This is a genomic window from Pseudomonas migulae NBRC 103157 (genome assembly GCF_002091715.1).
In the GTDB taxonomy this organism is placed as follows: domain Bacteria; phylum Pseudomonadota; class Gammaproteobacteria; order Pseudomonadales; family Pseudomonadaceae; genus Aquipseudomonas; species Aquipseudomonas migulae_A.
Genome location: NZ_BDAG01000015.1, coordinates 1 through 24,872, shown reverse-complemented (window position 1 = coordinate 24,872; position 24,872 = coordinate 1). Strand labels below are relative to the sequence as shown.

The 24,872-nt window shown below is 58.7% G+C and carries 21 protein-coding genes; 11 read left to right on the top strand and 10 right to left on the bottom strand.

The genetic code is table 11. The features are described from left to right. The first annotated feature begins 6 nt into the window (after nt 1–6). The 3 genes from PMI01S_RS13560 to PMI01S_RS13550 all read left to right on the top strand — a co-directional run bounded on the left by PMI01S_RS13560 (nt 7) and on the right by PMI01S_RS13550 (nt 2,911). Entirely contained in the window at nt 7–684 is a 678-nt protein-coding gene (locus PMI01S_RS13560) for a response regulator transcription factor (protein WP_084320522.1), read from the top strand. Nucleotides 685–947: 263 nt separating this feature from the next. Beyond that, complete coding sequence (locus PMI01S_RS13555) at nt 948–1,394, top strand: Spy/CpxP family protein refolding chaperone (protein WP_084320521.1); 447 nt, start codon at nt 948–950, stop codon at nt 1,392–1,394. A gap of 176 nt (nt 1,395–1,570) precedes the next feature. Then, on the top strand, nt 1,571–2,911 hold the full coding sequence (locus tag PMI01S_RS13550) for a sensor histidine kinase (protein ID WP_084320520.1): 1,341 nt from the start codon (nt 1,571–1,573) through the stop codon (nt 2,909–2,911). A gap of 109 nt (nt 2,912–3,020) precedes the next feature. On the opposite strand, the gene PMI01S_RS13545 is transcribed toward PMI01S_RS13550, so the two are convergent. After that, a complete protein-coding gene (locus PMI01S_RS13545) occupies nt 3,021–3,587 on the bottom strand; it encodes an NAD(P)H nitroreductase (RefSeq protein ID WP_084320519.1) in 567 nt (188 codons plus the stop codon). Nucleotides 3,588–3,709: 122 nt separating this feature from the next. On the opposite strand from PMI01S_RS13545, the gene PMI01S_RS13540 reads away from it, so the two are divergent. Next, nucleotides 3,710–5,164, top strand: coding sequence for a TrkH family potassium uptake protein (locus PMI01S_RS13540; RefSeq protein WP_084320518.1), 1,455 nt, complete (start codon nt 3,710–3,712; stop codon nt 5,162–5,164). Here the strand turns inward: PMI01S_RS13540 and PMI01S_RS13535 are convergent. Next, a complete protein-coding gene (locus tag PMI01S_RS13535) occupies nt 5,121–6,182 on the bottom strand; it encodes an AraC family transcriptional regulator (RefSeq protein ID WP_208603343.1) in 1,062 nt (353 codons plus the stop codon). The two genes, PMI01S_RS13540 and PMI01S_RS13535, sit on opposite strands and share 44 nt — an antisense overlap. Before the next feature lie 160 nt (nt 6,183–6,342). Here PMI01S_RS13535 and PMI01S_RS13530 point away from each other — a divergent pair, with 160 nt between their 5' ends. Both PMI01S_RS13530 and PMI01S_RS13525 read left to right on the top strand, forming a co-directional pair. Continuing rightward, nucleotides 6,343–6,654: an Mpo1-like protein gene (locus tag PMI01S_RS13530; protein WP_084320516.1), complete on the top strand. Its 312-nt coding sequence runs from the start codon at nt 6,343–6,345 to the stop codon at nt 6,652–6,654. A 99-nt stretch (nt 6,655–6,753) separates the two neighbouring features. Next, a complete protein-coding gene (locus tag PMI01S_RS13525) occupies nt 6,754–7,344 on the top strand; it encodes an HD domain-containing protein (RefSeq protein ID WP_084320515.1) in 591 nt (196 codons plus the stop codon). Nucleotides 7,345–7,479: 135 nt separating this feature from the next. Here the strand turns inward: PMI01S_RS13525 and PMI01S_RS13520 are convergent, their stop codons facing one another. Then, nucleotides 7,480–8,295, bottom strand: a complete 816-nt coding sequence (locus PMI01S_RS13520) for a UDP-2,3-diacylglucosamine diphosphatase (RefSeq protein ID WP_084320514.1) — start codon at nt 8,293–8,295, stop codon at nt 7,480–7,482. A gap of 135 nt (nt 8,296–8,430) precedes the next feature. Here PMI01S_RS13520 and PMI01S_RS13515 point away from each other — a divergent pair, with 135 nt between their 5' ends. Together PMI01S_RS13515 and PMI01S_RS13510 are read left to right on the top strand one after the other, a co-directional pair. After that, complete coding sequence (locus PMI01S_RS13515; RefSeq protein ID WP_084320513.1) at nt 8,431–9,189, top strand: helix-turn-helix transcriptional regulator; 759 nt, start codon at nt 8,431–8,433, stop codon at nt 9,187–9,189. Between the two features lie 156 nt (nt 9,190–9,345). After that, entirely contained in the window at nt 9,346–10,239 is an 894-nt protein-coding gene (locus tag PMI01S_RS13510) for a DMT family transporter (RefSeq protein ID WP_084320611.1), read from the top strand. On the opposite strand, the gene PMI01S_RS13505 is transcribed toward PMI01S_RS13510, so the two are convergent. From PMI01S_RS13505 to recQ, 4 genes are all read right to left on the bottom strand, one after another. Then, the gene (locus tag PMI01S_RS13505) at nt 10,233–10,520 is read right to left on the bottom strand and encodes an Rdx family protein (protein WP_084320512.1); all 288 of its coding nucleotides are present in this window, start codon (nt 10,518–10,520) and stop codon (nt 10,233–10,235) included. The genes PMI01S_RS13510 and PMI01S_RS13505 overlap by 7 nt on opposite strands. A 44-nt stretch (nt 10,521–10,564) precedes the next feature. Continuing rightward, nucleotides 10,565–12,313 carry a motility hub landmark protein FimV gene (locus PMI01S_RS13500; protein WP_084320511.1) on the bottom strand — a complete coding sequence of 583 codons (1,749 nt, stop codon included), beginning with the start codon at nt 12,311–12,313 and terminating at the stop codon, nt 10,565–10,567. Nucleotides 12,314–12,441: 128 nt separating this feature from the next. Next, nucleotides 12,442–12,876 (bottom strand): MarR family transcriptional regulator, encoded by a 435-nt coding sequence (locus PMI01S_RS13495; protein WP_084320510.1) that lies wholly within the window; start codon nt 12,874–12,876, stop codon nt 12,442–12,444. Between the two features lie 131 nt (nt 12,877–13,007). Continuing rightward, nucleotides 13,008–15,134: a DNA helicase RecQ gene (gene recQ / locus PMI01S_RS13490; protein WP_084320509.1), complete on the bottom strand. Its 2,127-nt coding sequence runs from the start codon at nt 15,132–15,134 to the stop codon at nt 13,008–13,010. 401 nt (nt 15,135–15,535) lie between these two features. Between recQ and PMI01S_RS13485 the strand changes: the two genes are divergently transcribed. From PMI01S_RS13485 to PMI01S_RS13475, 3 genes are all read left to right on the top strand, one after another. Then, nucleotides 15,536–16,123: a UPF0149 family protein gene (locus PMI01S_RS13485; RefSeq protein ID WP_010461974.1), complete on the top strand. Its 588-nt coding sequence runs from the start codon at nt 15,536–15,538 to the stop codon at nt 16,121–16,123. Between the two features lie 10 nt (nt 16,124–16,133). Next, complete coding sequence (locus PMI01S_RS13480) at nt 16,134–16,529, top strand: YbaN family protein (protein ID WP_084320508.1); 396 nt, start codon at nt 16,134–16,136, stop codon at nt 16,527–16,529. A 163-nt stretch (nt 16,530–16,692) separates the two neighbouring features. After that, nucleotides 16,693–18,192, top strand: coding sequence for a hypothetical protein (locus PMI01S_RS13475; RefSeq protein ID WP_084320507.1), 1,500 nt, complete (start codon nt 16,693–16,695; stop codon nt 18,190–18,192). A gap of 65 nt (nt 18,193–18,257) precedes the next feature. Here the strand turns inward: PMI01S_RS13475 and PMI01S_RS13470 are convergent, their stop codons facing one another. From PMI01S_RS13470 to PMI01S_RS13460, 3 genes are all read right to left on the bottom strand, one after another. Further along, nucleotides 18,258–20,672 (bottom strand): autotransporter outer membrane beta-barrel domain-containing protein, encoded by a 2,415-nt coding sequence (locus PMI01S_RS13470; protein ID WP_235864403.1) that lies wholly within the window; start codon nt 20,670–20,672, stop codon nt 18,258–18,260. A 77-nt stretch (nt 20,673–20,749) separates the two neighbouring features. Beyond that, nucleotides 20,750–22,702: a hypothetical protein gene (locus PMI01S_RS13465; protein WP_084320505.1), complete on the bottom strand. Its 1,953-nt coding sequence runs from the start codon at nt 22,700–22,702 to the stop codon at nt 20,750–20,752. Nucleotides 22,703–22,983: 281 nt separating this feature from the next. Next, nucleotides 22,984–24,872 (bottom strand): type I secretion C-terminal target domain-containing protein (locus PMI01S_RS13460; RefSeq protein WP_169717222.1); only part of this gene is annotated, 1,889 nt, incomplete at its 5' end.

The window sequence follows — 24,872 nt, the reverse complement described above, 5'->3', positions numbered from 1 at the left end:
TGAGTCATGAGCGAGCTGTTATTAATTGATGATGATCAGGAGCTGTGCGAGCTGCTGATCAGTTGGCTGAGCCAGGAAGGCTTCCAGGTCCGTGCCTGCCACGACGGCCAGAGCGCCCGTCGCGCGTTGGCCGAAACCTCTCCGGCCGCCGTGGTGCTGGACGTGATGCTGCCGGACGGCAGCGGTCTTGAACTGCTCAAGCAATTGCGCAGCGATCACCCGGACTTGCCGGTGCTGATGCTCTCGGCCCGCGGCGAGCCGCTGGACCGCATCCTCGGCCTGGAACTGGGCGCCGACGATTACCTGGCCAAACCGTGCGACCCGCGGGAACTGACCGCCCGCCTGCGCGCTGTCTTGCGCCGCAGTCATCCGGCCGCGGTGTCCAGCCAGCTCGAACTGGGCGACCTGTGTTTCAGCCCGGTGCGCGGCGTGGTCAGCATCGACGAACAGGAATTCACCCTCACCGTGTCCGAAAGCCGCTTGCTCGAAGCCTTGCTCAAGCAACCTGGCGAACCGCTGGACAAACAGGAACTGGCGCAAATCGCCCTCGGCCGCAAACTGACCCTGTACGACCGCAGCCTGGACATGCACGTCAGCAACCTGCGCAAAAAGATCGGCCCCCACCCCGACGGCCGTCCGCGCATCGTCGCCCTGCGCAGCCGCGGTTATTACTACAGCCTCTGACCGCGTCGTCAGGATCGCCAGCAAGCCGGCTCCTACAAGACACGACACCGAACCTGTAGGAGCCGGCTTGCTGGCGATAGCGGCCCGAAGGACAGCACAAGGCTCAAATCCTTCAGCAGGAGGTTCCTACACCCCCTGTGTTTGTCAGGAAGGTCGAAACTCTTCTTTACCCAAGCTTTACGCTTCGCTGACCGCCGCTGACCTTGATCTCCGTAATCTGAACTCATCCGGAACGTACCGGGAACGAGACAAGGAGATTCACCATGCGCAAGACTCTTATCGCTCTGATGTTCGCTGCCGCCCTGCCGACCGTTGCCATGGCCATGCCTGAAGGTGCCGGCCCGATGGGTCCGATGGACGGCTCGCGCCACGGCGGTCAAATGCACGGCATGCACGGCAAAGGCCCGTACAGCCAACTGGACCTTAGCCGCGAACAGCGCGAGCAGATCCGCAAGATCATGGGCGAGCAGATGCACCAGCGTAAGCAAGTGGTCGACAAGTACCTGGAAAAACTCTCGCCAGCGGACCAGAAAGCCATGAAGGATGAAATGGCCGCCAACCACAAGAAAGCCGAGGCCGATGTACGCGCCCTGCTGAAACCGGATCAACAGAAGCAATTCGACGAGATCCAGAAAAAACAGGCTGAGCGCCGTGCCGAATGGGCCGAGTTCAAGGCCTGGAAAGCGCAACAACCGCAAAAAGCGCAATAATGCGCTGACCCTGGACCCAACGGCTAACCACCGTTGGGGCTGGAAACTGTAGGAGCGAGCTTGCTCGCGAAAAACGTCAACGATAACGCGCACATCAGACAGCACGCGTCGTCCATGCGTTTTTCGCGAGCAAGCTCGCTCCTACATTAGGATCTGTGTTTGTTTGAGGATTTTCTGTGCGCTCATTGTTCTGGCGTATCCTGGCCAGCTTCTGGCTGGCCATCGCTCTGGTTGCGGGGCTTTCCATTCTGCTCGGGCACATGCTCAACCAGGATGCGTGGATTCTCAGCCGCCACCCGGGCCTCAACACCCTCGCCGAACAATGGACGCAAACCTACGAAGCACAAGGCGAAGAAGCCGCCCAGGACATTCTGGAACAGCGCAAACGCCAGTATCACATCGACGTTCAGGTGCTTAACGAGAGCGGTGACCCCGTCGTCCGCGGCACCTTCCCTCGTCGCGCAGCGGCCTTCGAAGCGCGACAGAACAACGATGATCGACGCCTGCCGTGGCGTCGTCTGACCGATGAATATACCAGCGCCAAAACGGGCGACACCTACCTGCTGATCTACCGCATTCCGCACCCGGAACTGGACGCGTGGCACCGCGAAAGCCTGCTCTGGCCCTTGAGTGCGCTGGGTATCGCGCTGGTGGTGCTGACCCTGTTCAGCCTGTTCGTGACCCTGTCCATTACCCGCCCGCTCAGCCGCCTGCGCGGCGCGGTGCATGATCTGGGGCAAACCACGTACCAGCAGAACAGCCTGGTGAAACTGGCCAACCGTCGCGACGAGTTCGGCGTGCTGGCCAACGACTTCAACCGCATGGGCGCACGCCTGCAGAGCCTGATCGGCAGTCAGCGGCAACTGCTGCGCGATGTGTCCCACGAATTGCGTTCGCCTCTCGCCAGGCTGCGCATTGCGCTGGCACTGGCGGAACGGGCCAGCCCCGAAGAGCGGGAAAAACTCTCGCCGCGTCTGACCCGCGAGTGCGACCGGCTCGAAGCGCTGATCAGCGAGATCCTGGTGCTCGCGCGGGTCGATGCCGACAACGCCAGTGCTGAAGACGTCGATCTGAATGCACTGCTCAACACGCTGCAAAAGGATGCGCAGTTGAGTTCGCCAGAGCAGAACGTTCGCCTCGACGCCGAACCGCAATTGAACCTGAAAGGCTGGCCGACGATGATTGAGCGCGCCGTGGATAACCTGCTGCGCAACGCTCAGCGCTTTAACCCGGTGGGTCAGTCGATCGAGATGCAGGCGGTGCGCCAGGGTGAGCGGATTGTGGTCAGCGTCAGGGATCATGGGCCCGGTGTCGACGCCGAGCATTTGAATCAGCTGGGCGAGCCGTTCTATCGGGCGCCGGGGCAAACGGCGGCGGGGCATGGTCTGGGATTGGCGATTGCGCGCCGGGCGGCGGAGCGGCATGGCGGAAGTCTGGTTCTGGCCAATCATCCGGAGGGCGGATTCATCGCCAGCCTTGAATTGCCGCTAGTGCCGGGAATCATCGCCCAACCGTAATCACCTGTGGGAGCGGGCTCGCTCGCGAAGGCGGTGTGTCAGACAACGATGGTGTCGGCTGACACACCGCCTTCGCGAGCAAGCCCGCTCCCAGATTTGATCCGTGGTGTCAGGCCTTGCCGGGCCAGGCGCTGACGAACTCGGTAAGGTCTGCTTTTTCCGCAACACGCGGCTCTTTCTGCGGCGTTCCCAGGTAAAGAAACGCAATCACCTCTTCCCCCTCCGCCAGACCCAACCCTTTGGCCACATGCGCCGAATAGGCCAGATCACCGGTGCGCCACACCGCACCAATGCCTTGCGCATACGCCGCCAGCAAAATCCCGTGCGCCGCGCAGCCAGCCGCCAGCAGTTGCTCGGACTTCGGGTATTTGACGTGATCCTGCAAACGCGCGATCACCACGACCACCAGCGGTGCACGCAGCGGGCCGTTGCGCGCTTTATCCAGCGCGGCTTCGGACACATCGCTGTCCTGCAGTTTCGCAGCTTCGGCCAACAACTCGCCCATCTGCTCACGCGCTGCGCCTTCGACGGTCAGGAAGCGCCAAGGCTGCAAGTGGCCGTGGTCCGGCGCACGCATCGCGGCGGCAAACAGCACTTCGCGCTGCTCGGCGGTGGGGGCCGGGTCGACCAGTCGTGGAACGGAAACACGGTTGAGCAAAGCGTCGAGAGCCTGCATCGGCCACCTCCTGAAAAAAATGTCTGGCTATTCTAGCTGCAAGTGCCACGGGGATGCCGGTTTACATGCCCTGCCCCACGGGTAGAATGGCGCCCTTCCTACTTTCAGCCCGAGCGGACTTCATGGCGTTGCCGACCTTACGTCTCATTGGTTTCATCATCGGCCTCTTCCTGATCACGCTGGCGATCGCCATGGTCGTGCCCATGGCCACCCTGGTGGTTTTCGAGCGCACCGGCGACCTGCCGTCGTTCCTCTGGGCCAGCATGATCACCTTTGTCGCCGGCCTCGCGCTGGTCATTCCCGGTCGTCCCGAGCACGTGCACCTGCGTCCGCGAGACATGTACCTGCTGACCGTCAGCAGCTGGCTGGTGGTGTGCATCTTCGCCGCGCTGCCGTTCCTGCTGACCCAGCACATCAGCTACACCGACTCGTTCTTCGAAAGCATGTCCGGCATCACCGCCACCGGGGCGACGGTGCTCAATCGTCTGGATGACATGTCTCCCGGCATCCTGATGTGGCGCTCGCTGCTGCACTGGATCGGCGGCATCGGCTTCATCGGCATGGCAGTCGCGATTCTGCCATTGCTGCGCATTGGTGGCATGCGGCTGTTTCAGACCGAGTCGTCGGACCGTTCCGAAAAAGTCATGCCCCGTTCGCACATGGTGGCGCGGTTGATCGTCGCGGCCTACGTCGGCATCACCATTATCGGCAGCCTGGCGTTCTGGTGGGCCGGGATGAGCCCGTTCGACGCGATCAACCACGCGATGTCGGCGATTTCCACCGGCGGCTTCTCCACGTCCGACCAATCCCTGGCCAAGTGGACGCAACCGGCGGTGCACTGGGTGGCGATCGTCATGATGATTCTCGGCAGCCTGCCGTTCACCCTGTACGTGGCGACCTTGCGCGGCAACCGTCGGGCCCTGATCAAGGATCAGCAGGTGCAAGGTTTGCTCGGCATGTTGCTGGTGACGTGGCTGGTGCTCGGCACCTGGTATTGGTGGACCACCCAGCTGCATTGGCTGGACGCGTTGCGGCATGTGGCGCTGAACGTGACGTCGGTGGTAACGACCACCGGTTTCGCACTAGGGGACTACAGCCTCTGGGGCAATTTCTCGCTGATGCTGTTCTTTTATCTGGGGTTTGTCGGCGGCTGCTCGGGATCGACCGCGGGCGGAATCAAGATTTTCCGCTTCCAGGTCGCCTATATCCTGCTCAAGGCCAACCTTAACCAGCTGATTCACCCACGCGCGGTGATCAAGCAGAAGTACAACGGCCACCGACTCGACGAAGAAATCGTGCGTTCGATCCTGACATTTTCGTTCTTCTTCGCCATCACCATCTGCGTGATCGCCTTGCTGCTGTCGCTGCTCGGCGTCGACTGGATGACCGCCCTGACCGGCGCGGCCAGTACCGTGTCGGGCGTCGGGCCGGGACTCGGCGAGACCATCGGCCCGGCGGGCAACTTCGCCACACTGCCGGACGCCGCCAAATGGATTCTCTCGTTCGGCATGCTGCTCGGCCGACTGGAGATCATTACGGTGTTTGTTCTGTGTATTCCGGCGTTCTGGCGTCACTGAGCCGATTCGGCGCTTCCATCAGCCGCACCCGGTACTCGCCGGGGGTGGCATCGAACCAGCGTCGGAAGGCGCGGAAGAAATTGCTTGGATCGGCGAACCCCAACAGGTAGGCAATTTCCAGCAGGGTCATGGTGGGCTGCGCGAGGTATTGCTCGGCCAGTTCGCGCCGGGTGTCATCGAGCAATGTCTGAAAACTCGTGCCCTCCTCCTGCAAGCGTCGCTGCAAGGTCCGTTGCGACAAGTGCAGCGTCTGCGCCACGGTATCGCGCTTGGGTTCGCCCTGGGGCAGCAAGCGGCACAACACCTGACGCGCCTTGTGGGTCACGCGGCTCTCGGAAAACCTCGCCAAGTACTCGCCGGCAAACCGGTCATGCAACAACGCCATGGCCTCGTTGGCGGTCGGCAGCGGTGCCTCCATGTCGGCGCGTTCGAAGATCAGCGCGTCATAGGGCGCGTTGAACACCAGCGGCGCATGGAAGGCTTGTTTGTAAGGTTCAAGATCGACAGGCTGTTCGCCCTGCACCAGCACCTTGCGCGGCTGCAAGGTGCGCCCGGTCAGCCAGCCGCACAACGCGAGCGCGCAGGCCAGCGAGGCTTCGGCACTTTGTCGGGTCGGCGGCAGGTGGTCGCCGTGGACCGTCAGAATCAGCGCATACCCCTCATCCAGCAGACGGAAACTCAGGTCGGCGCTTTCGGCGATGATCCGCTGGTAACGCACCAGCCGCTGAAAGCCTTCGGCCAGGGTCTGGCTGGACATCAAGGCATAACCGGCCACATGAAAGGACGCCGGCCGCACCACCTTGCCCATGTTCAGGCCGATCGCCGGGTTGCCGGACAGCTCGACGGCACGCTGCCAGAGTCGTGTCATGGAATCTTGCGGGAAGCGCGCATCCGGATCGTCCAGTGACGCGTAGTCGAGCCCCAGCTGCTTGAACAGAACCCGGCAATCCAGGCCGTCCATCTCCAGTGCTTTGACAATCCCCATCGCCCAGCTTGCAGAAGTCGTTCGTTCGCTCATGGCGTTTACTTAAATGGTGAGCCGCATGCTACGGCCAATTTCCGAAGGATACTAAAGTGGCGCCCATTGTCACTGGCTGATGCCAATGATCACTCTAGACTCAAATAAGCTACCCGCAGAACAACTTGCAATCAGGACAATAACCACAGAGATCGCAGTCGTGGAAAACTTCAAACGATTCAATAGCTTCGCCGAGTTTTACCCGTATTACCTGAGTGAACACAGCAACAGTACATGTCGGCGATTGCACTTCATCGGCACGACGCTGGTCATTTTCATTCTGGCCCTGAGCATCGGCAAAGGAGCCTGGCTATGGCTGCTGGCCCTTCCGCTGGCCGGCTACAGCTTCGCCTGGGTCGGGCATTTCTTCTTTGAAAAGAACCGTCCTGCGACTTTTCAACATCCGCTTTACAGCCTGCTCGGCGATTTCGTGATGTACCGCGACATGATTCTGGGCCGTGTGCCGTTCTAGGCCCGATTGGCCAGCAATGCGTCCTGCGCAGTCAGTGCGTTGATGGTCACAGGTCCTACACTGAAAAAATCCCTTTCGACAAGAACAAGAGGATAGCCGATGAATGCCAATGCCCGTTTCACCCACATGCAGGACGGCACACAGGAAGACTGGGCGATCATCGCCGCGGACTTCAGTGCCTATGCGAGACAATTGCCGACACGGATTGTGGCGCACCTGAAACTGCTGGAGGGTGATTTTGGCGGCTTCCCGGTGGATCGCCTGACCCATTCCCTGCAAACCGCCAGTCGTGCCTGGCGCGATGGCCGCGACGAAGAATACGTGGTGTGCGCCCTGCTTCACGACATCGGCGACACGTTAGGTTCCTACAACCATCCAGACATTGCGGCGGCGATCCTCAAACCCTTCGTCAGCGCCGAGAATCTGTGGATGGTGGAGAAACACGGGATTTTCCAGGGGTATTACTTTTTCCATCACTTGGGCATGGATCGGCATTTACGCGAGCAGTTCAGCGATCATCCGCAGTATCAGGCGACCATCGAGTTCTGCGCGAAGTACGATGCGGCAGCGTTTGATCCGGCTTACGAGACGCTACCACTGAGTTTCTTCGAGCCGATGATGGAGCGGTTGTTCGCTCATCCCAAGCATTCGATTTACAAGGCGGCGATGGAAGAGCACGCGCCGGCCTGACAGATCGCAGGGGATCGCTTCGCGGTCCATTCGCGAGCAAGCCCGCTCCCACAATCGACCGAGTCGTCCTCGAGAACACGGTCGAATGTGGGAGCGGGCTTGCTCGCGAAGAGGCCGGCTCGAACACCCAAAATGTTATGCGGGTTCTGCGATTTTAATGGCCTTCAACTCCGCCTCCCGCGCCTGCGCATCCGCCAACCGGTACAACTCGATCGAACCATCCCAATGCTCGATCAGCGCCGTACACGACTCCACCCAATCCCCGCAATTGAGGTAGTCCACCTCACCAACCTTACGGATTTCGGCATGGTGAATGTGCCCGCACACCACCCCGTGCAATTCGCGTTTGACGCATTCGTGGGCGATGGCTTCTTCGAAGTCGCTGATGAAGCTGACGGCGGTTTTCACCTTGTGTTTGAGGTACGCCGACAACGACCAGTAACCGTAGCCATAACGGGCACGCCAGTGGTTGAGCCAACGGTTGAGGGTCAGGGTGAATTCGTAGGCCGAGTCGCCGAGAAAGGCCAGCCAGCGGTGATAACGGGTGATCACGTCAAACTGGTCACCATGGATCACCAGCAAGTGGCGGCCATCGGCGGTCACGTGCACCGCTTCATCCACCAATTGAATATTGCCCAGAATCAGCTTTGAGTAACGACGCAGGAATTCGTCGTGGTTGCCGGTGACATAAATCACCTCGGTGCCGCGCTTGCTCATGGTCAACAGGCGACGAATCACGTTGGTGTGCGCCTGAGGCCAGTACATGCCGCTGCGCAGTTTCCAGCCATCGATGATGTCGCCGACCAGGTAGATCTTGTCCGCATGGTAGCCCTTGAGAAACTGCGACAAGTGCTCGGCCTGGCAATCCCGGGTGCCCAGATGCACATCGGAAATCCACAAGGTCCGCACACGTTGTTTACGACTGGGTTTGGCGAGCTCGGCGCTGGTCATGGGCAACCCTCTGCGATTGTTTTTGCAAGCTTGCGCCGGTGGGGTTAATTGCCCATGACAGTGACAAGTCAGTCCTGTGACAGCGCGCGGGAACGACCTCGGTGTAGACTGGCAGCCTTACTCGGGAGACCTGCGATGAGACCGATCCTCACGCTGCGCCAATACACTCACGACCTGATCGTCCACAGTCACGACCACGCGCAACTGGTGTTCGGTCTCTCGGGCGCGCTGGATTTCGAGGTCGACGGGCGTGGCAGTCAGGTGGTCCAGCAGAGTTTCGTGGTGGTCCCGTCCGGTTTCCATCATGCCTGTGGCAGCGCCAATGGCAGCCGCTGCCTGGTGCTGGACGTGCCAAGTGATCAATGGGTGGCGCAGTCGCTTGGCGAGCACGCCGATGCCAGCCGCCGTTTACTCGACAACGCCGGGCGACTGCCGCTGGACGCCGGGCAAAGCCAATTGGTGAACTGGCTGGCGGGCAGTCAGGTCAGCGACCCGCTGATCGCGCAACAAGGCGCGGTGCTGTTGCTGGCCAGCCTCAACAACGCCAGGCCGCAAGTGATGGGCGGCCGGCGCCTGCCCTACGCTGCGTTGAATGCGCACATCGATCAGCACGCGGCCTACCCGCTGCAAGTCGCCGATCTGGCGCGCATCGCCGGGTTGTCCAGCGCTCGGCTGCATGCGCGGTTTGTCGCTGAATGCGGACAGACGCCGATGGACTACATTCGCAGTCGTCGTTTGCACATGGCCGTGAGTCTGTTGCGGGATTCGGCGTTGCCCGTTGGCGAGATTGCCAGTCGGGTTGGCTACAGCTCGCAAAGTGCGTTTTCAGCGGCGGTGTTGCGGGAGTTTGGAGTCTCGCCCGGAAAATTGCGGCGCGAGGCTGGCGACAAATGATGCGAGCCTGACGACAGACATAACTGTTCTCATGCGGTTCAATGCAGGCGCTGCCGAAGGCTGCGATCTTTGGATCTGATCCCCGAAAAGCAAGATCAAAAGATCGCAGCCTTCGGCAGCGCCTACACCTCTGTTCGTTTGCTGTTAAGGATCGCAATGACTCCCCGTACCGCCCTCGGCGCTCTGCATATCGGTGCATTGATGTTTGGCCTGACCGGTGTGTTCGGCAAACTCGCCGCCGCCTCCCCTGCCGTCATCGTCTTCGGTCGCGCTGCCTTTGCTGTGCTCGCCCTGGCCGTTTTCGCGCGGTTCGCCAGCCAGACACGCTGGCAGAAACTGCAAGCCGTGGACTGGCGCCGCCTGCTGCTCAGCGGTTTGTTGCTGGCCGGGCACTGGGTGAGTTTTTTCATTGCGGTAAAGGTCGCGGGCGTAGCGATCGCGACCCTGGGTTTCGCCAGTTTCCCGGCCTTCACCGTGATCCTGGAAGGGTTGATTTTCCGTGAGCGGATTCGCGCCAATGAAATCCTGCTGGTGGTGCTGGTGAGTGTCGGGCTGGTGCTGGTCACGCCTGATTTCGATCTGGCCAGCGGCGCCACCACCGGCTTGTTGTGGGCGGTGGGCTCCGGGTTGCTGTTTGCATTACTGTCCCTGACCAACCGCGCCAGTTCCGCAAGAATTCCGCCGGTACAGGCTGCGCTGTGCCAGAACGTGGTGGTCGCCTTGTGTTTGCTGCCGGTGGCGGTGCCGCAGTTGAGCGAAGTCCGCGCCATTGACTGGCTGTGGATCGCCTTGCTCGGGGTGTTCTGCACCGGCGTCGCTCACAGTCTGTTCGTCGCCAGCCTCGCGGTAATCAAGGCGCGCACCGCCGCCGTGGTGTTTGCGCTGGAGCCGGTGTACGGCATCACCATGGCGTGGCTGCTGTTCAATGAAAACCCGACGCTGCGCATGCTCATCGGTGGTGCCTTGATCATCGTCGCGATTGTGGTGTCCAGCAGGCTCTCGGGCGGTTCAAGCAAGAAAACGGTCGCTGCCGAAGCGGCATCTCACTGAGTGCGGTCGTTGTGTCCGAGGTCGCGGTCCGGATCGATCTGATCGCGGACCCGCTGCTTCAACACCTTGGCCTCAGGGAAACCGCCGTCTGCCTTGCGCTCCCAGATCTGCACATCGTCACAGAAAATGTGAAACACACCACCAGTGCCAGGCACCAGCGACACCTTGCCCAGGTCATCGCCAAAGGTACTGAGCAGTTCTTGCGCCAACCACGCGGCACGCAACAGCCATTGGCATTGCGTGCAGTAGGTGATGACGATTTCGGGTTTGTGCGCGGTCATGACGAGGGAACTCCTGAACCAGAGGGCGTCGCCATGATAGAGGCTCAGCGAATACCGGCCAACAGCGTCCGCGCAGTTTGTTTAAGGGGTTCGTCGCCGTCCTTGAGCAACTCGTTCAGCAGTTCGATGGCGCTGTCCAGATCACCGTCATCAATGCAGGTCTGGGCCTGTTCCAGTTTGCCTGCGTTGTCCGGCACGGAGGGTTCCAGGCTCAGCGCTTCAAGTTCGAATGACGAGTCCTTGAATTCGTCAAGGAAGTCGTCGTCCAGAGCCTGAGCCTCAGGCTCGGCGACCCACTCAAGCTCGGGTTCGCCCAACGTGGTTTCTTCAGGCATCTCGAACACATCGGGCATCACGTGCAGGTTCGAGGTGAATGCGGGTTCCACGACCTCGGGTGGTTTGTCCGTGGGTTTAGTGCTATCGAAGGGACTGATCAGATCCCAGCTCGACTCCATCGACAGGTCATCCAGGTTCAACTGGAACTCGTCGCCGGGCACTGCTTCGGATTGAACGGGAGTTGCGATCACTGCCGCCGCAGCCACTGGCACCGCACTGTCAAGTTTCGGGTAGCGGGCCCGAATGTCCTGAAGTTGCCGAATATCAAATCCGGCATCTCGCAGGCTGTTTTCCTGAGCGTCATAGGCTGGCCCGTCACCTTGCTTGCCGAGGACTTCCAGCAACTGTACGGCCAGATCCGTGCGATGTGGCTCCTTCGCCAGGGCATCACGCAACAAACCCGCAGCTTCGGAAAAACGGCCATAGGCCAGGTAGATACCCACGCCTTCCAGCACATCCCCTGACGGCGTCTCGTCATGTTGATCGGGCCCGGGATTCAGCGGGGCGGGCTTCGCCAACGGCTCCACGGTTTGATCAAGCACCGGCTCGTGTCGCGACGGTAGAACGGGAGGATCTGCAGCCAGGGTCTGAACCTGCTGTCGTTGGCGGCGAACAAACAGGCCCAGCAACAGCAAGGCCAACAACGTCAGCAACCCGATGATCATCGGCCAATTGAACGTCTCGGGTTCTTGTACCGCGACCGGTGCTGGCGCAACAACTTCCGGTATAACCGGGGGCGCCTGGACCTCCGCCAATTGCGTTTGCAGTTCGGTGATCTGTTTTTTCTGGCTGGCGATCTGTTCGTCCTGGCCCTGAAGTTTCGCGTTCAGCTCATCGATGTTTTTTTGCAGTTGCTGGTTCTGCAACACGCTGGCGGCCAGTTGCTCGGCGACGGGATCAATGACGGGGGCGGCGGACGGTTCAACTTTAGGGGCCGTTTTTTTGGCCTGAGTGGGCGGCGCAATGGCCGGTTTGACACTCGGGTAGGGGGAGTTCGGTGAGCGGGTGACTGGTTCGTCGGCCACCGGCACGATCCCCGGCGTGCCCGGCGGATCGATCAGCACGGTGTACTCGCGTAGAACGCGCCCGTTGGGCTGATTGAGCTGCACGAGGAAATTCAGAAAAGGTTCGTTGACCACTTTATTGGAGCTCACCCGGATCAGGCTGCGGTTGCCCCGCAGGATGGGCGTGAACTTCAGGTCATTGAGAAAGAACACCCGCTCGACACCGGCGCGACTGAATTCGTCTGCGGTCGCCAGACTGACGGACAAGTCGCCCTCCTCCAGACCGGCAGCATCCACCAGATCGATGTCGGCACGCAGCGGTTGATTCAGCGCCGAATGCACGGTGATTTCACCCAGGCCCAACGCGGGCGCCAATGCCGAGTAAGTTACAGCCCCACCGGCCAGAACCAGCCTGGCGCACCAACGCAGTACAACGTGCCAACTCTCGAGCATGAGCATCCCTTAGATAACCAGAACCAACCGGTGCGTGTTCGCACATCCGGTACGAACACGATATTGCCTAGTAGTTCTTTATAGTCCGCACAACGGGGTATCTCAAAAAGCTGACACCCGGTTCTGCTTCAGGATTTTTCCAGGTTGGCCAGAATGTGCCCGTGAACACGCATGCAGACCTTCAAATCGGCCTCATCGACGCCTTCAAACAGCTCGTGGCGCAGTTGAGTGGCAATGGTTTCAATTTGTTCGATCAGGGGACGGGCCGGTGCACAGAGGACGATTTTTTTCGCCCGGCGGTCTTCCACCACGGCCTGACGCTGAACGAGGCCCTGAGTTTCCAGACTGTCGAGCAGCCTGGCCAGGGTCGGCCCTTCGACGCCGACGCTTTGTGCCAGTTCGCGCTGGGTCGGCGCCTCCTCGAAACGCGCCAGGTGCAGCAGCACCAGCCAGCGCGCCTGGGACAAACCCAGGCCGGCCAGACGGCGGTCCAGTTCGGCACGCCAGCCGCGCGACATCTGGGCCAGTTGCATGCCAAATCGGTGTTGATCGGTTAACGGCATAAAACACTCATGGTTAGACTGAAATAGAGAAAAACTAATTATTAGTCAGCTAAGCATGACCCTTGGCTTGAGGCAAGGCTTGCTCTGTACTGAATCGTTACATCAATACAGCCCTGTCCGAAATTTGAAACTCAGACCTCGAATTCCGATTGCAGCGCGGCTCGAACACAGTACAAAACACCTTCCGGCACGCGACCGGCGAACAGCGCAGCAATCTCCGCCACCGGCGGCAATTCGCCCTCGCCGTCGAGAAACGCATCCTGGACTTCGCCCATCAAGTCTTCGGGCAGGTCCAGCGCCTGTTCCAGCGACAACTGCTGCTTGCCGATTGCCTCGGCGAGCATGGTGTAGACATTCTTTTCCGAGCACTGCAATTGACCGGCGATTTGTAACGGCGTCATGCCGGCCCGAGCGAGGGTTATCAGCTCGTGGCGCACGTCGGCCACCACTTTCGGCGCCTCGACCTGGCCGCCGAGCACTTCGAGGAAGGCCTCGCCGTAACGTTCCAGTTTGCGTGCGCCGACACCGCTGACCGTGGCCATTTCCGCCAGAGAGGTCGGTTGGCTGCGGAGCATTTCCAGCAACGTCGAGTCGGGGAAGATGACGTAAGGCGGCACACCGTGCTCTTCGGCGAGCTTGCGACGCAAGGCGCGCAAGGCTTCCCACTGTTCGCGTTCTTCGCCACGGACCAGTTGGCTCGCCTGGCTCTTGCTGCTTTTCGCGGTGGTTTGCGGCTTGAGGTCGCGACGCAGTTCCAACGTCACTTCGCCCTTGAGCAGCGGCCGGCAAGTGTCACTGAGGCGCAGACCGCCGTAACCTTCGAGATCGATGTCGGCCAGACCACGGGCCACCAGCTGTCGGAACAGGGAGCGCCATTCGCTCTCGCCCATTGCCTTGCCGACACCGTAGACCGACAGATGCTGATGGCCGAAGCTGCGGACCTTTTCGTTGTCCTTGCCCAGCAACACGTCCACCAGATGGCCGACGCCATAGCGCTGGCCGGTGCGGTAAATCGCCGAAAGCGCCTGACGGGCCGGCTCGGTGGCGTCCCAGGTCTGCACGCCATCGACGCAGTTGTCGCAGTGGCCGCACGGCTCGGGCATGTCTTCGTCGAAGTAGGCCAGCAACGTTTGACGCCGGCAGCGGGTCTCTTCGCAGAGCGAGAGCATCGCGTCGAGCTTGTGCTGCTCCAGACGCTTGTGGCGCTCATCGCCTTCGGAGTTCTGCAGCATCTGCTTGAGCATCACCACGTCTTGCAGGCCATAAGCCATCCAGGCATCCGCCGGCAGACCGTCACGGCCGCCGCGACCGGTTTCCTGGTAGTAAGCCTCAAGGGATTTCGGCAGATCGAGGTGCGCGACAAAGCGCACGTTGGGCTTGTCGATGCCCATGCCGAACGCCACGGTGGCGACCATGATCAGACCTTCCTCGTTAAGGAAGCGCTTCTGGTGATGGGCCCGGGTTTCGTTGGCCAGACCGGCGTGGTACGGCAGCGCCGGGAAGCCCTGCTCGCTGAGGAACACCGCCACTTCGTCGACTTTCTTGCGTGACAGGCAATAGACGATGCCGGCATCGCTGCGCCGTTCGGCGAGGAACGCCAGCAACTGCTTGCGCGGCTGTTCCTTGGGCACGATGCGGTAAAAAATGTTCGGGCGGTCGAAGCTCGAGAGAAAGCGCTCGGCATTCTGCAGGTGCAGGCGATCGACGATTTCTTCCCGGGTGCGCTTGTCGGCGGTCGCGGTGAGGGCGATGCGCGGGACGTTGGGGAACAACTCTGCCAATTGGCCCAGTTGCAGGTACTCGCGGCGGAAGTCGTGACCCCATTGCGACACGCAATGCGCTTCGTCGATGGCGAACAAGGCGATTTCAAGGCTTTGCAGGAACGCCAGCATGCGCGGCTGGACCAGACGCTCAGGCGCGAGATAAAGCATCTTCACTTCACCGCGCTTGATCCGCGCAGCGAGGTCGCGTTGCTGCTCGGCGCTCAGCGTGGAGTTCAACGCAGCGGCCGCGACGCCCAGTTCTTCGAGGGTCGCCACTTGGTCGTCCATCAACGCGATCAGCGGCGACACCACCACTGCCAGGCCTTCGCGCAGCAGTGCCGGCACCTGGAAGCACAGGGATTTGCCACCACCGGTAGGCATCAGCACCAGGGCGTCGCCGCCACTGGCCACGCGCTCAATGATTGCACCCTGACGGCCACGGAAACTGTCGTAGCCGAAGATGTCCTTGAGGACGCGTTGAGCCTGTTCGAGCATAAAAACTCCAAAAATCACCGAAACATCCCTGCAAGGCTGGTTCAGGATCCGCAAGGCTGCACTGACAAATCGTAAGGGCGCATTGCATGACGCTTCACATTTCAGCCGCGACGCCAGCAGGGCATCACAAAACGCGGGAGTATACCCGAGGCCTCCCTCGCAAAGGGCGCCACTGAGAAGACACACGAGGACAAACACCGCGCAACCTGTGGGAGCGGGCTTGCTCGCGAAGGCGGAGTGTCAGTCGATATTAATGCTGCCTGACACGACGCCTTCGCGAGCAAGCCCGCTCCCACAGGGATTGTGGTGTTGCCGGCATGCAAATATCCCGCGCGGCTGGCCTGAGTGCTCAAGAAGGCCTAGAATTCCCGCATCTGTTTAATTCCCAAGGTAGCCCTTTAATGTCCTTCGCTGAGCAACTAACCCGCCTGCAAGTCTTCCTCGACGCCGATGAACTGCATGACGAGGCGCTGGACTACGTGGCCGCCCACGGCTACCTCACTGCGCTTTCGATCTGTTCCGAAGAGGTTCCGGATCGTGAATGGATCGACGCCCTCTTCGCCGAAGAGCCGCATTACGCCGACGACACCGAGCGTGAAGCGATCGAATCCACCCTGCTCGCCCTCAAGGCTCACATCGCGCGCCAGCTGGCGTCCGATGAAGAGTTCGAGCTGCCATGCGACCTGGACCTGGGCGAAGAGCCGGATGATTCCGACCTGCGCGGCTGGTGCATCGGTTTCATGGAAGGTGTGTTCCTGCGCGAAGCGGCCTGGTTCGAAACCGCCGAAGACGAAGTCAGCGAAATGCTGCTGCCGATCATGGTCGGTTCGGGTCTGTTCGACGAACAGCCTGAGTTCGAAGACATCGCCAAAGACGCCAACCTGATGGACGACATGATCGTGCAGATCCCGGAAGCCCTGACCGCGCTGTACCTGCTGTGCCAGGCGCCAGACGAAAAACCGGCGATCCTCAAGCCACGTCACCACTAAGGTTCTGCCTATGGACAACCCCATAGGCAACCGCTCCCTGATGTTGCGTTACGGGCTGCTGGTCATCGGCTGGCTGAGCGTAGCGCTGGGGGTGATCGGGATTTTCCTGCCGGTGTTGCCCACCACGCCTTTCCTGTTGCTGGCGGCGGCCTGTTTCGCCCGCAGCTCCCCGCGCTTTTATCACTGGCTGGTGGAGCACCCACGGCTGGGGCCATGGATTCGCGACTACCTCGATGGCAACGGCATTCCGCTCAAGGGCAAGGTGTACGCTATCGGGCTGATGTGGGTGAGCATTCTGTTGTCGTGCTACCTGGTGCCCTTGCCGTGGGCACGCGGTTTCATGCTAACCAGTGCGGTGCTGGTGACGATCTACATCGTTAGGCAGAAGACCTTGCGTAAATCCTGAAACTCGTTTCGCTATTAATAGCGGATAAGCCCTCTTTCAGCTTCCATCATCGCCCCCTCCGCTCATCGGAAACCCACTAAAACCTGTTATTTCTGACAGTAGCCAATTCATTAGTTCGAGGCCTTAAATCACTCCGTCCCCTTGACCAAACGGAGTCATGATCATGACCGATTTCCCCTCGAACGATCCATCGTCCACACTCGACGAACTTGTTAAAGTGCAGCCACAGTTTCGCAGACTGGATGACAGTAAAGGCACTGCCATCACCAACCGAACTACATTCGACAGGCAAATCAGGATTACCGGCTACAATATTCAACCAAATAGTAATGTCATTATTAAGAACTTTGATGAGGATTTGGGTAGTGCGCAGAGCGATGATGCTGGCGAGTTTGTGACTGAGCTACTCACACTATCCAATTACGATTGTCATGAAGTGCGCATTGTAGGTAATTACGATATCGGACCTGCATCGCTACCTAGAAAGTTTACTGCTGCAAGAGAAAGACCGGCCATTACTCAGGTATCCAGCGATGGCGAGCCAGTTTCTCCTGGTGACACTATTTCCGGCCCAACCGTCACCGTGGTTTGCGATTCTCTTCCGAACGTGGATTCGAGGGCATTCAATGGTGAGACACTTCTGAAAACGGAACTAGTCGACCGCTGCGGTAAAGTCACTTTTGAGCTGGACCTGCAGCCAGGAGACTACAGCATCACGATCAAGGATCCCGATAACAAAGAGTCGGACGCGTTCACATTTACCGTGAGAGAGGTAGCTGTCACGCCGGTAACCCTCGACAAGGTCACGACCGCTACCGGAGTAGAAGTCGATGACGGCACCACAACATCCGAGACCTCCCTGTTTGTGGAAGGCGAAGGGGAACCGGGAGCGAAGGTTGAAGTATTCAAAAATGGTGTAACCCTGGATGAAGCCACCGTGGACCCTTCAACCGGTCGCTACAGGCATCCAACAGGCGAGTTGACCGATGACACCTACATCTTCACCGTCACCGCAAAATACATAGGTGGCGGCACCGCTGGGCCGCACACGATTACAGTGGAAGCTATCAAAAAGCAGGTAACCCTCGACAAAGTCACGACCGCTACCGGAGTAGAAGTCGATGACGGCACCACAACATCCGAGACCTCCCTGTTTGTGGAAGGCGAAGGGGAACCGGGAGCGAAGGTTGAAGTATTCAAAAATGGTGTAACGATGGATGAAGCCACCGTGGACCCTTCAACCGGTCGCTACAGGCATCCAACAGGCGAGTTGACCGATGACACCTACATCTTCACCGTCACCGCAAAATACATAGGTGGCGGCACCGCTGGGCCGCACACGATTACAGTGGAAGCGGCCACTGCGGCACCGACAGACACCCGTATTTATGATGCCGAGGGGAACGTAATTCTTGATGGAGGCGATATAAACAAGCGTTGGCTTATTGCCAGAGGTCTCCATACGCCGAACAGTACGGTCAAGATCAAGCTCAATGGTGTTATCCAAACAAAAACAGAGCCCACCAGCGATGAAGGAAAGTGGGTTTCTTTCCAAAACGATCTGACAGTCGGGCAAACCTATGTAATTAGCGCCCTGACACTAGATGAAAAGGCTGAGTCCAATACATGGAGTGTCGTTGCACGGTCCCCTTCCAAAAGCTAGAAAATCAGCTACAGACAGAACGAAAAAAAAACCGCTTTTACAGCGGTTTTTTTTCGTTCAAGCATTTAAAACTGATAGTTCAAACCAAAAGTGGCAGCCACAGGCTGTTCGATATTTTTACCCTTGGCGTAGTCGACACCGACATCAAGATTCAGCTTCTCGGACAACGAAACCGTCATCCCGACACCGGCTTCAAAACCGGTGCCGGCAAGGTTGTTATTGATCGAGTTTCCGTTGACCCGCACGCTGTTATCGTTGGAAGCAAATTCATGGACCATCGCCACACGTCCATATGGACGCACCCGTGTGTCGCCCAGATCGATGCTTCGACCGGCCATGACGCCCAGCTTGGTCCGTAACGAATGGGTGCGGTCACCTTCGGCTTCCATGTCATTGTCCAGGCGATAGTTCTTGCCCTGAATCACTGCCGCGGAAACCTGGGCAGATGGTTTGGCGAACCAGCCATCCCCAAGGTCAAAATTACGACCACCTTCTACGATCGCGCTCACCGCCGAGTTGCTGTAATCGCCTTCGGCACGCTTGCCGTCACTCATCCGGACTTTGGATTCATTGCGGAAGTGGTTGAACTTCAGGGCGCCATCGACGTAGTAGCCATTGTCCGGATTCAGCCAGCCAAAATAGGGGCCAAAGTAGAAACTGTTGACCTCGGCCGAGGTGCCGCCAGCGAGATCCAGATCGGACTTGCTGTAACCCGCCAGCATACCGACAGTCCATCGACTGTCACCCAGTCGGGTGTCGCCGCCCATGGTGAAGCCCTGCTGCTGTTGGCGATAACCCACACCTGACGAACTGCCGTCAACGATCCACTTGTTGCCATAAGGCCGTACCCACAAGCCATGAAGCTTGTCGTTCGCCTGCAACTCGCTCATGCGGTTTTCAAGCGACTTCAACTCGCCGTACGACACGGTAAGGGCCGTTTGAAACAAGGCTGCCACCGCCTGCGCGCCAGAAGTGAGCCGGTCAGTAGGGTTCAGGAAATACTCCGTTTCACCGGAGGCATTGGTTCTTTTCTCTAAATCGTACTCAAATGTCCCTACATCGACCCGGCCTCCCAACAGCGCGAAATCTGCGTTGTTGTTGGCGATCTGCACCAGCGTCAGTTGTCGAGGAGACGTCGCGTCCTTGCCCGAAGCATTGACGGCCAATTCGAAGTCGCCGTTGGCCGTATTGGCCTTCAGCAAGTCGCTTTCACCGGTCTGGAAATTGCCCTGCATGCCAATGATACCGTCGCCGTCGAGCGTACCCACGTCGAGTTGACGGTTCGCACGCTGCGCACCAGGCGTACCGAAATTGACGAGGCCGTCATTCATCGACAAGTTGTCGATGCTGTCGTTGTCGACCATGGTCAGGCTCGACTGGTCCAGCGTCAGGTTGCTGTCATTCAAACGCCCGGTGAACGATGAGCCATTGTTCATGGTGACATTGGCGGTAGAACCGTCCTCGCGCAGGATGTCCCCGACCATCGAGGCCCCTCTGAAAGAGAGTTCGACGGAGCTGTTCTCCAGGACTTGCACGTTGCCTTCCAACGCACTGCCGACGACATTCATCGCCGCCGTGGAGGCGCCTTTTACCTTCAACAGAATCCCATTACCCGCCCGCAGAACACTGTTGTTCTGCACCTGGATGGTCGCGCCTTGTACGCCCCCTTCCACCAGGATCGCCTCTTCGGTGCGACCTTCTATGATCGAGCCATCCACCAACAGTGTATTGGTGCCTTGGCCGTTGGCGTCATTGGTCATCCGCACGCCTGTTTTGCCGCCGCTGATCAGCGTGCCGGCCAGTGCGCGCACATCACCGCCGCGACTGTCCAGGCCGACGCTGCCGGCATTGGTGCCTCTGAGCTCGCTGTTGACCAGCGTCAATGTACTCAGACCGGTGACCATTCCCCCGGCTTCGCCACCGAAGAATATGCTGTCGGTTGCGGTGACCGTGGAGCCTTGCATGGCTGAAGGCGCTCGACTGAGCCATAGCGCTGTAGTATCTGCAGTGACGGTGGCCCGTTGAATAGTGGCCTGGCTTTCGGTCAACAGAATTCCGTGGTCGCCGGAATTGCCGTTGACGGTAGTGCCGTCGAGGTTCAAGACCGCCCCGGCCTGTCCGGTCAAGCTTCGGGTCGTTACTTCCCCTGCATTGAGTACGCCGTTGTCCACAAAATAGTCGCTGATCGGGTCATTCGGATCGATTGTGTGGTTCACGCCTGGACCGACAATGATTGCCGCCACCGCCGAAGTGCTAACCAAAAAAAAAGCCGGCAACAGTGCCAGCACTTTGAACGTAATTGCGCTCGCAGGTTTATGTGAAATTGGGCTGTCGAAGCTCATGGGGCTGTCCTTCCGTCTACTTGTCTCCTGCAAAGAAGCGGAGAACGTTGAGGGCTGCGGACGATACAGATACCTCCTACAAAAAAATGTAGGATTAATCTCTGAAAGGGTGAGAAAAAACCAACGCAGATCGGCCAAGAGCAAACGTATATCCGGCGCCTCGACGCCGGATATACGCGATTAACTTTACCGAAAGAACGATTACACATTGATACTCATGGATAAGGATCGGGACCACTAATATCGCATGTATTCCTACCGTAACTCATGTTGATCCGAAAGACTTCACTTTGGGTAGGGACAAGCTCACCTTCGATAGTAACGTAATAGAAAAGTTTCCCCCAGGCGTTTCCCGTCACCAACAGAAATTCATAGGGAACAAGAATATGAGCCCCGGACCCTACGTCTGCAGGGTCGAATGGAAACTCCTTTTCGACTGTCGAACCCGGAATAATATCGGAATCAGTTGCTGCTACTGTGGAGTAGCCGACATATTTCCATTTAACCGTGAGACCTACCAATTGTGAGTCCCCAGGCACTCGGATGACAGCCCCCACCTCACCGCCCATCTTTCTCAATGATGAACAAATAACGCCAAAATCTTCATCTTCATGAACAAAATTTGCTGCCCGCAAGACAATTGGGATTAACTTCACATTCGCCAAATGCAACATAGACACTGACTGATTATTGTTTTTTGTATGCTCCGCATAGTACTGAAGCTGCGTATCTTTATTGCTACCAACGCGTTCAATAAAGTCCCACTTTAATGTAAGAGGTATGGGATCCGGTACGGGTCCACTCGCTGGATAGGCGTAAACTCCGCCAGGTGCCGGAATTAGTTGACCACCGTACAGACCGTAGATCGTGTCTCCCAGATTAAAGGCAGCGTGAAGCGGTACGTTTAGTACGACGTCGCCACCATTCTGCTTATCGGCCACCGTCAGTATATTGGGTGCAGAGACCGGCCCCTTAAGCGTGGGTACAAGCGCAGTAACATCCGGCGGGCTGTAGCTTGGAGGCACGATGGGCGCCAACGGCATATCTACGTCGACCGGAACCTGTCGGGTAACAGGTGTCGATGGGAACAAAAAGCCCAAGCGTTCAATCTGATAATCCAGCTTGACGTCTCTGTTGTGCCCTTGGGCAAGAAGTGCCGAGAGACTGAGTGGAAGATCGAACGGGAATTGGTCGATAGACAGTGGGGGTTGCTTCACGCCATCGATGATAAATACAATTTTATCCAGCGAACTACTGTAGTTTGTGTAAGCTGTTTGAAGACCCGCCGTAACCCCATCAATAAATTGCAGTATTTCTAATTTATCACCCGGACCTGTTATCTGAGGAAGATGCAGCGCACCGAAATTAGTTGGACGGTTTTGCTTAAACACAAAAACTTCTTTGATGGGCGATCGCGTGGCTATCACTCCGGGATAAGTATGACCCTCAACAAAAACAAGGCACTTCCCATCAAAAGTAGCTACATCAGCCTCTTTCAATTCGAAAACGATTGGATTATCTTTGTTGGTTGAATCAATCACCCACGTATCAACCACTTGAGTAATATCAGCAGTACGCCCTATTCTGCACTCAATAACGTCTCCCAACCTTGGGTTTTGATAAATCAATGTCAAAGGAACAGTCTTACCACCTGCAAAATCTTCCGGAGCGATGCCCGTTTGATCCACTGCTGGATCCACACTAATCGAATTGTTAAAAATTTGAGGATCGGGTTGCACAATGTACTTGAATTCCGCATACGGCCCAGTGTTACCGCCAAAGTTGATGCGATTGCCAATGGACTTCACTCCGGGTGTATCTTTATCTGGCAACTTTAGACTAAGTAGAATGGGAACTGTCGAATCGACGGGCGTTGTGTCTCTGTGTTGTTCCGACGAATTGTTCGGAGTCTTATCGAGCATCAAGTCTATTAAAAAAAGCGTAGGCGTCGGATTAGTCATACCCTGAAAGGGCGCAACCAGCCACTCTGTATCTTTGCCAAACGAGCTAGCCGGTTGATAGTGCTCTCCCCCTGGATCCAAAGGGGGCAAGAATGCAATTACCGGGGTGGGCGCCAAGTGATCAGCAGCATTTATACTGGCTCGATACGCCAGGTATTCCGCTCTTTTTTTAGTGGCGCTTATAGAAAAATTTTGCTTACTAGACATTTCAATGCTCCTTTGTTTTGAGCTTTATTGCCCTAATCACTCGACCAACCAGTTTCAGACTCAGAGTTCCGCCACTTTTTATTCGCGTTGACGACCGAGTGTTGAAACAACTGTGTCTTGCATCCTGTTGCCTTGATTTAAAGGCAGAGAGTCAGAACTGGCTACTGTCATAAATCACAGGTTTTGCTACCGCCGGTCGGACACCTCCTTAAACGACGCACAACAAAAAACCCGCCCCCCCTTACGCAGGGATGGCGGGTTTTGTTGTTGAAGGTTTCAGGTCACACGGTATCCACCTTCAACGAATGGTCATTCAACATGCCGTTGATGATGGTCGCCGTATCCGCCCCGCCGGCAATCACCCCGCCCGCCCCCGGCGTCACCCCGTAATGGCTGGCCAGGTTCACGCCCGCGAGGTCGATGGTCTGGTTCGGCGCGGCGCCGGCCATGCCGCTGACGTCGATGCTGGTGACCAGTGAATCGCCGCTGCCGGTGACTTTGAAGTGCAGGTAGTCATCCAGCGACGCGGCAGTGCCGTTTTCGCCTTGCAGCAGTTGCGACAGGTCGAGTTTGTCGGCGCCCGGGGTGAAGTCAGTGACCACGTCGTGGCCGCTGTTTCCTTTGAGCCACTGGAAGGTGTCCGCGCCGGCACCACCGGTGAGGGTGTTGTTGCCGAGGCCGCCGATGAGCAAGTCGTCGCCGCCGCCCCCATTGAGCACGTCATTGCCGAGGCCGCCGGTGATGATGTTGTTGTGGTTGTCGCCCGTGAGTGTGTCGCCGAAGTCGGACCCCTTGAGGTTTTCAATGGCCGTCAGGGTGTCGGTGCCGGCGCCCAGGGTGTTTTGCGCACCGAGCAGGCTAAGGTCGACTTTGACCCCGGCGGTGGCGTGGGCGTAGCTCGCGGTGTCGATGCCGTCGCCGCCATCGAGCAGGTCGTTGCCGGCGCCGCTGTAGAGCAAGTCATTGCCGGCGCCGCCGTGCAGTTCATTGTTGCCTGCGCCGGCGGTGAGCACATCGTTGCCGTCGCCGGCGTTGATCATGTTGTCGCCGGTGCCCGCTACCAGCACGTCATCGCCCGCCGTGCCGGCGAGGGTGTGGCCGTCCTGGTAGGTGATGGTCACGCTGGCGCTGTCGCTGCCACCGTGGTGATCGTTGACGGAGTAGGTGCCGTGGTAGTCCGGGGTGGTGTTGTGGGCACCGGAGTAGTCGACGGTCAGGGTCAGTTGGTAGTTTTCCGCGTCCTTGCCGCTGTTGCCCGGCCCGTCATTGACGATGTTGGTGATGTGAATCTGGTAGGTGCCGTCCGCTGCGGCGGTGATGGTCTGGCCATCGCCGATGGCAATGAACGCACCACCGTTCACCGAATACTCCATGGCGACATGACCGGCCGCCAGGTTGTGGTCGAGGTTGAGGGTTTCACCCTGTTTGAGGGTGACGGTGATGCGGTCCTCGTCATTGGTGGAGTTGTGTTTGACCTCGCCCAACGCGCCGCTGACCACCAGCACCGCAGTCATGGCGGCGGTATTGGCGACGAAGGCGCTGCGGGCGATGGTCACGGATTGGGCGTTGTTGCCGGTGAAACTGTAGTGCTGGTTGCTGCCGGTGAAATCCGCGCCTTTGGCGATCCAGCCGGTATTGAAGGTGGTGGGCGATGCGGTCAGCGGGTCGCCGTTGGCATCGGTGTCGTTGGCCAGCAACGCTTCGTCCGGCACCGCGACGCTGCCCGACAGTACGTTGGTGATGACGGTTACGTCGTTGTCGTTGGACGTATTGATGCAGCCGTTGATGACGTCGATGGTGACGGTGGTGGTGCTTTCATCACCGTCGTTATCGCGCAGGGTGTAGGTGAACACGTCGGTTGCACCGGGGCCGTTCACACTGTTCGGGTAGCTGTGGTATTCGGCGTTGCCCTGGGCGTCCAGGGTCAGGTAACCGTAGGTGCCGTTGATCTGGGTGTTGAGGCCGCCGTTCACCGGGGTCGACGTGTCCGAACCGGCGCGTACGCCGACCACGCCACCGCCGACCAAGGGACCATCGGCGCCGGCAACGTCGTTCCACAAGACGTTGCCGCTGACGACATCGCCCTCCGTCACCGACGTGGCATCGGGGTTGGCGTTCGGCGTGTCATCGATGATGTTGACGTTGATCTGGCCGGTCGCGGTGCTGCCGT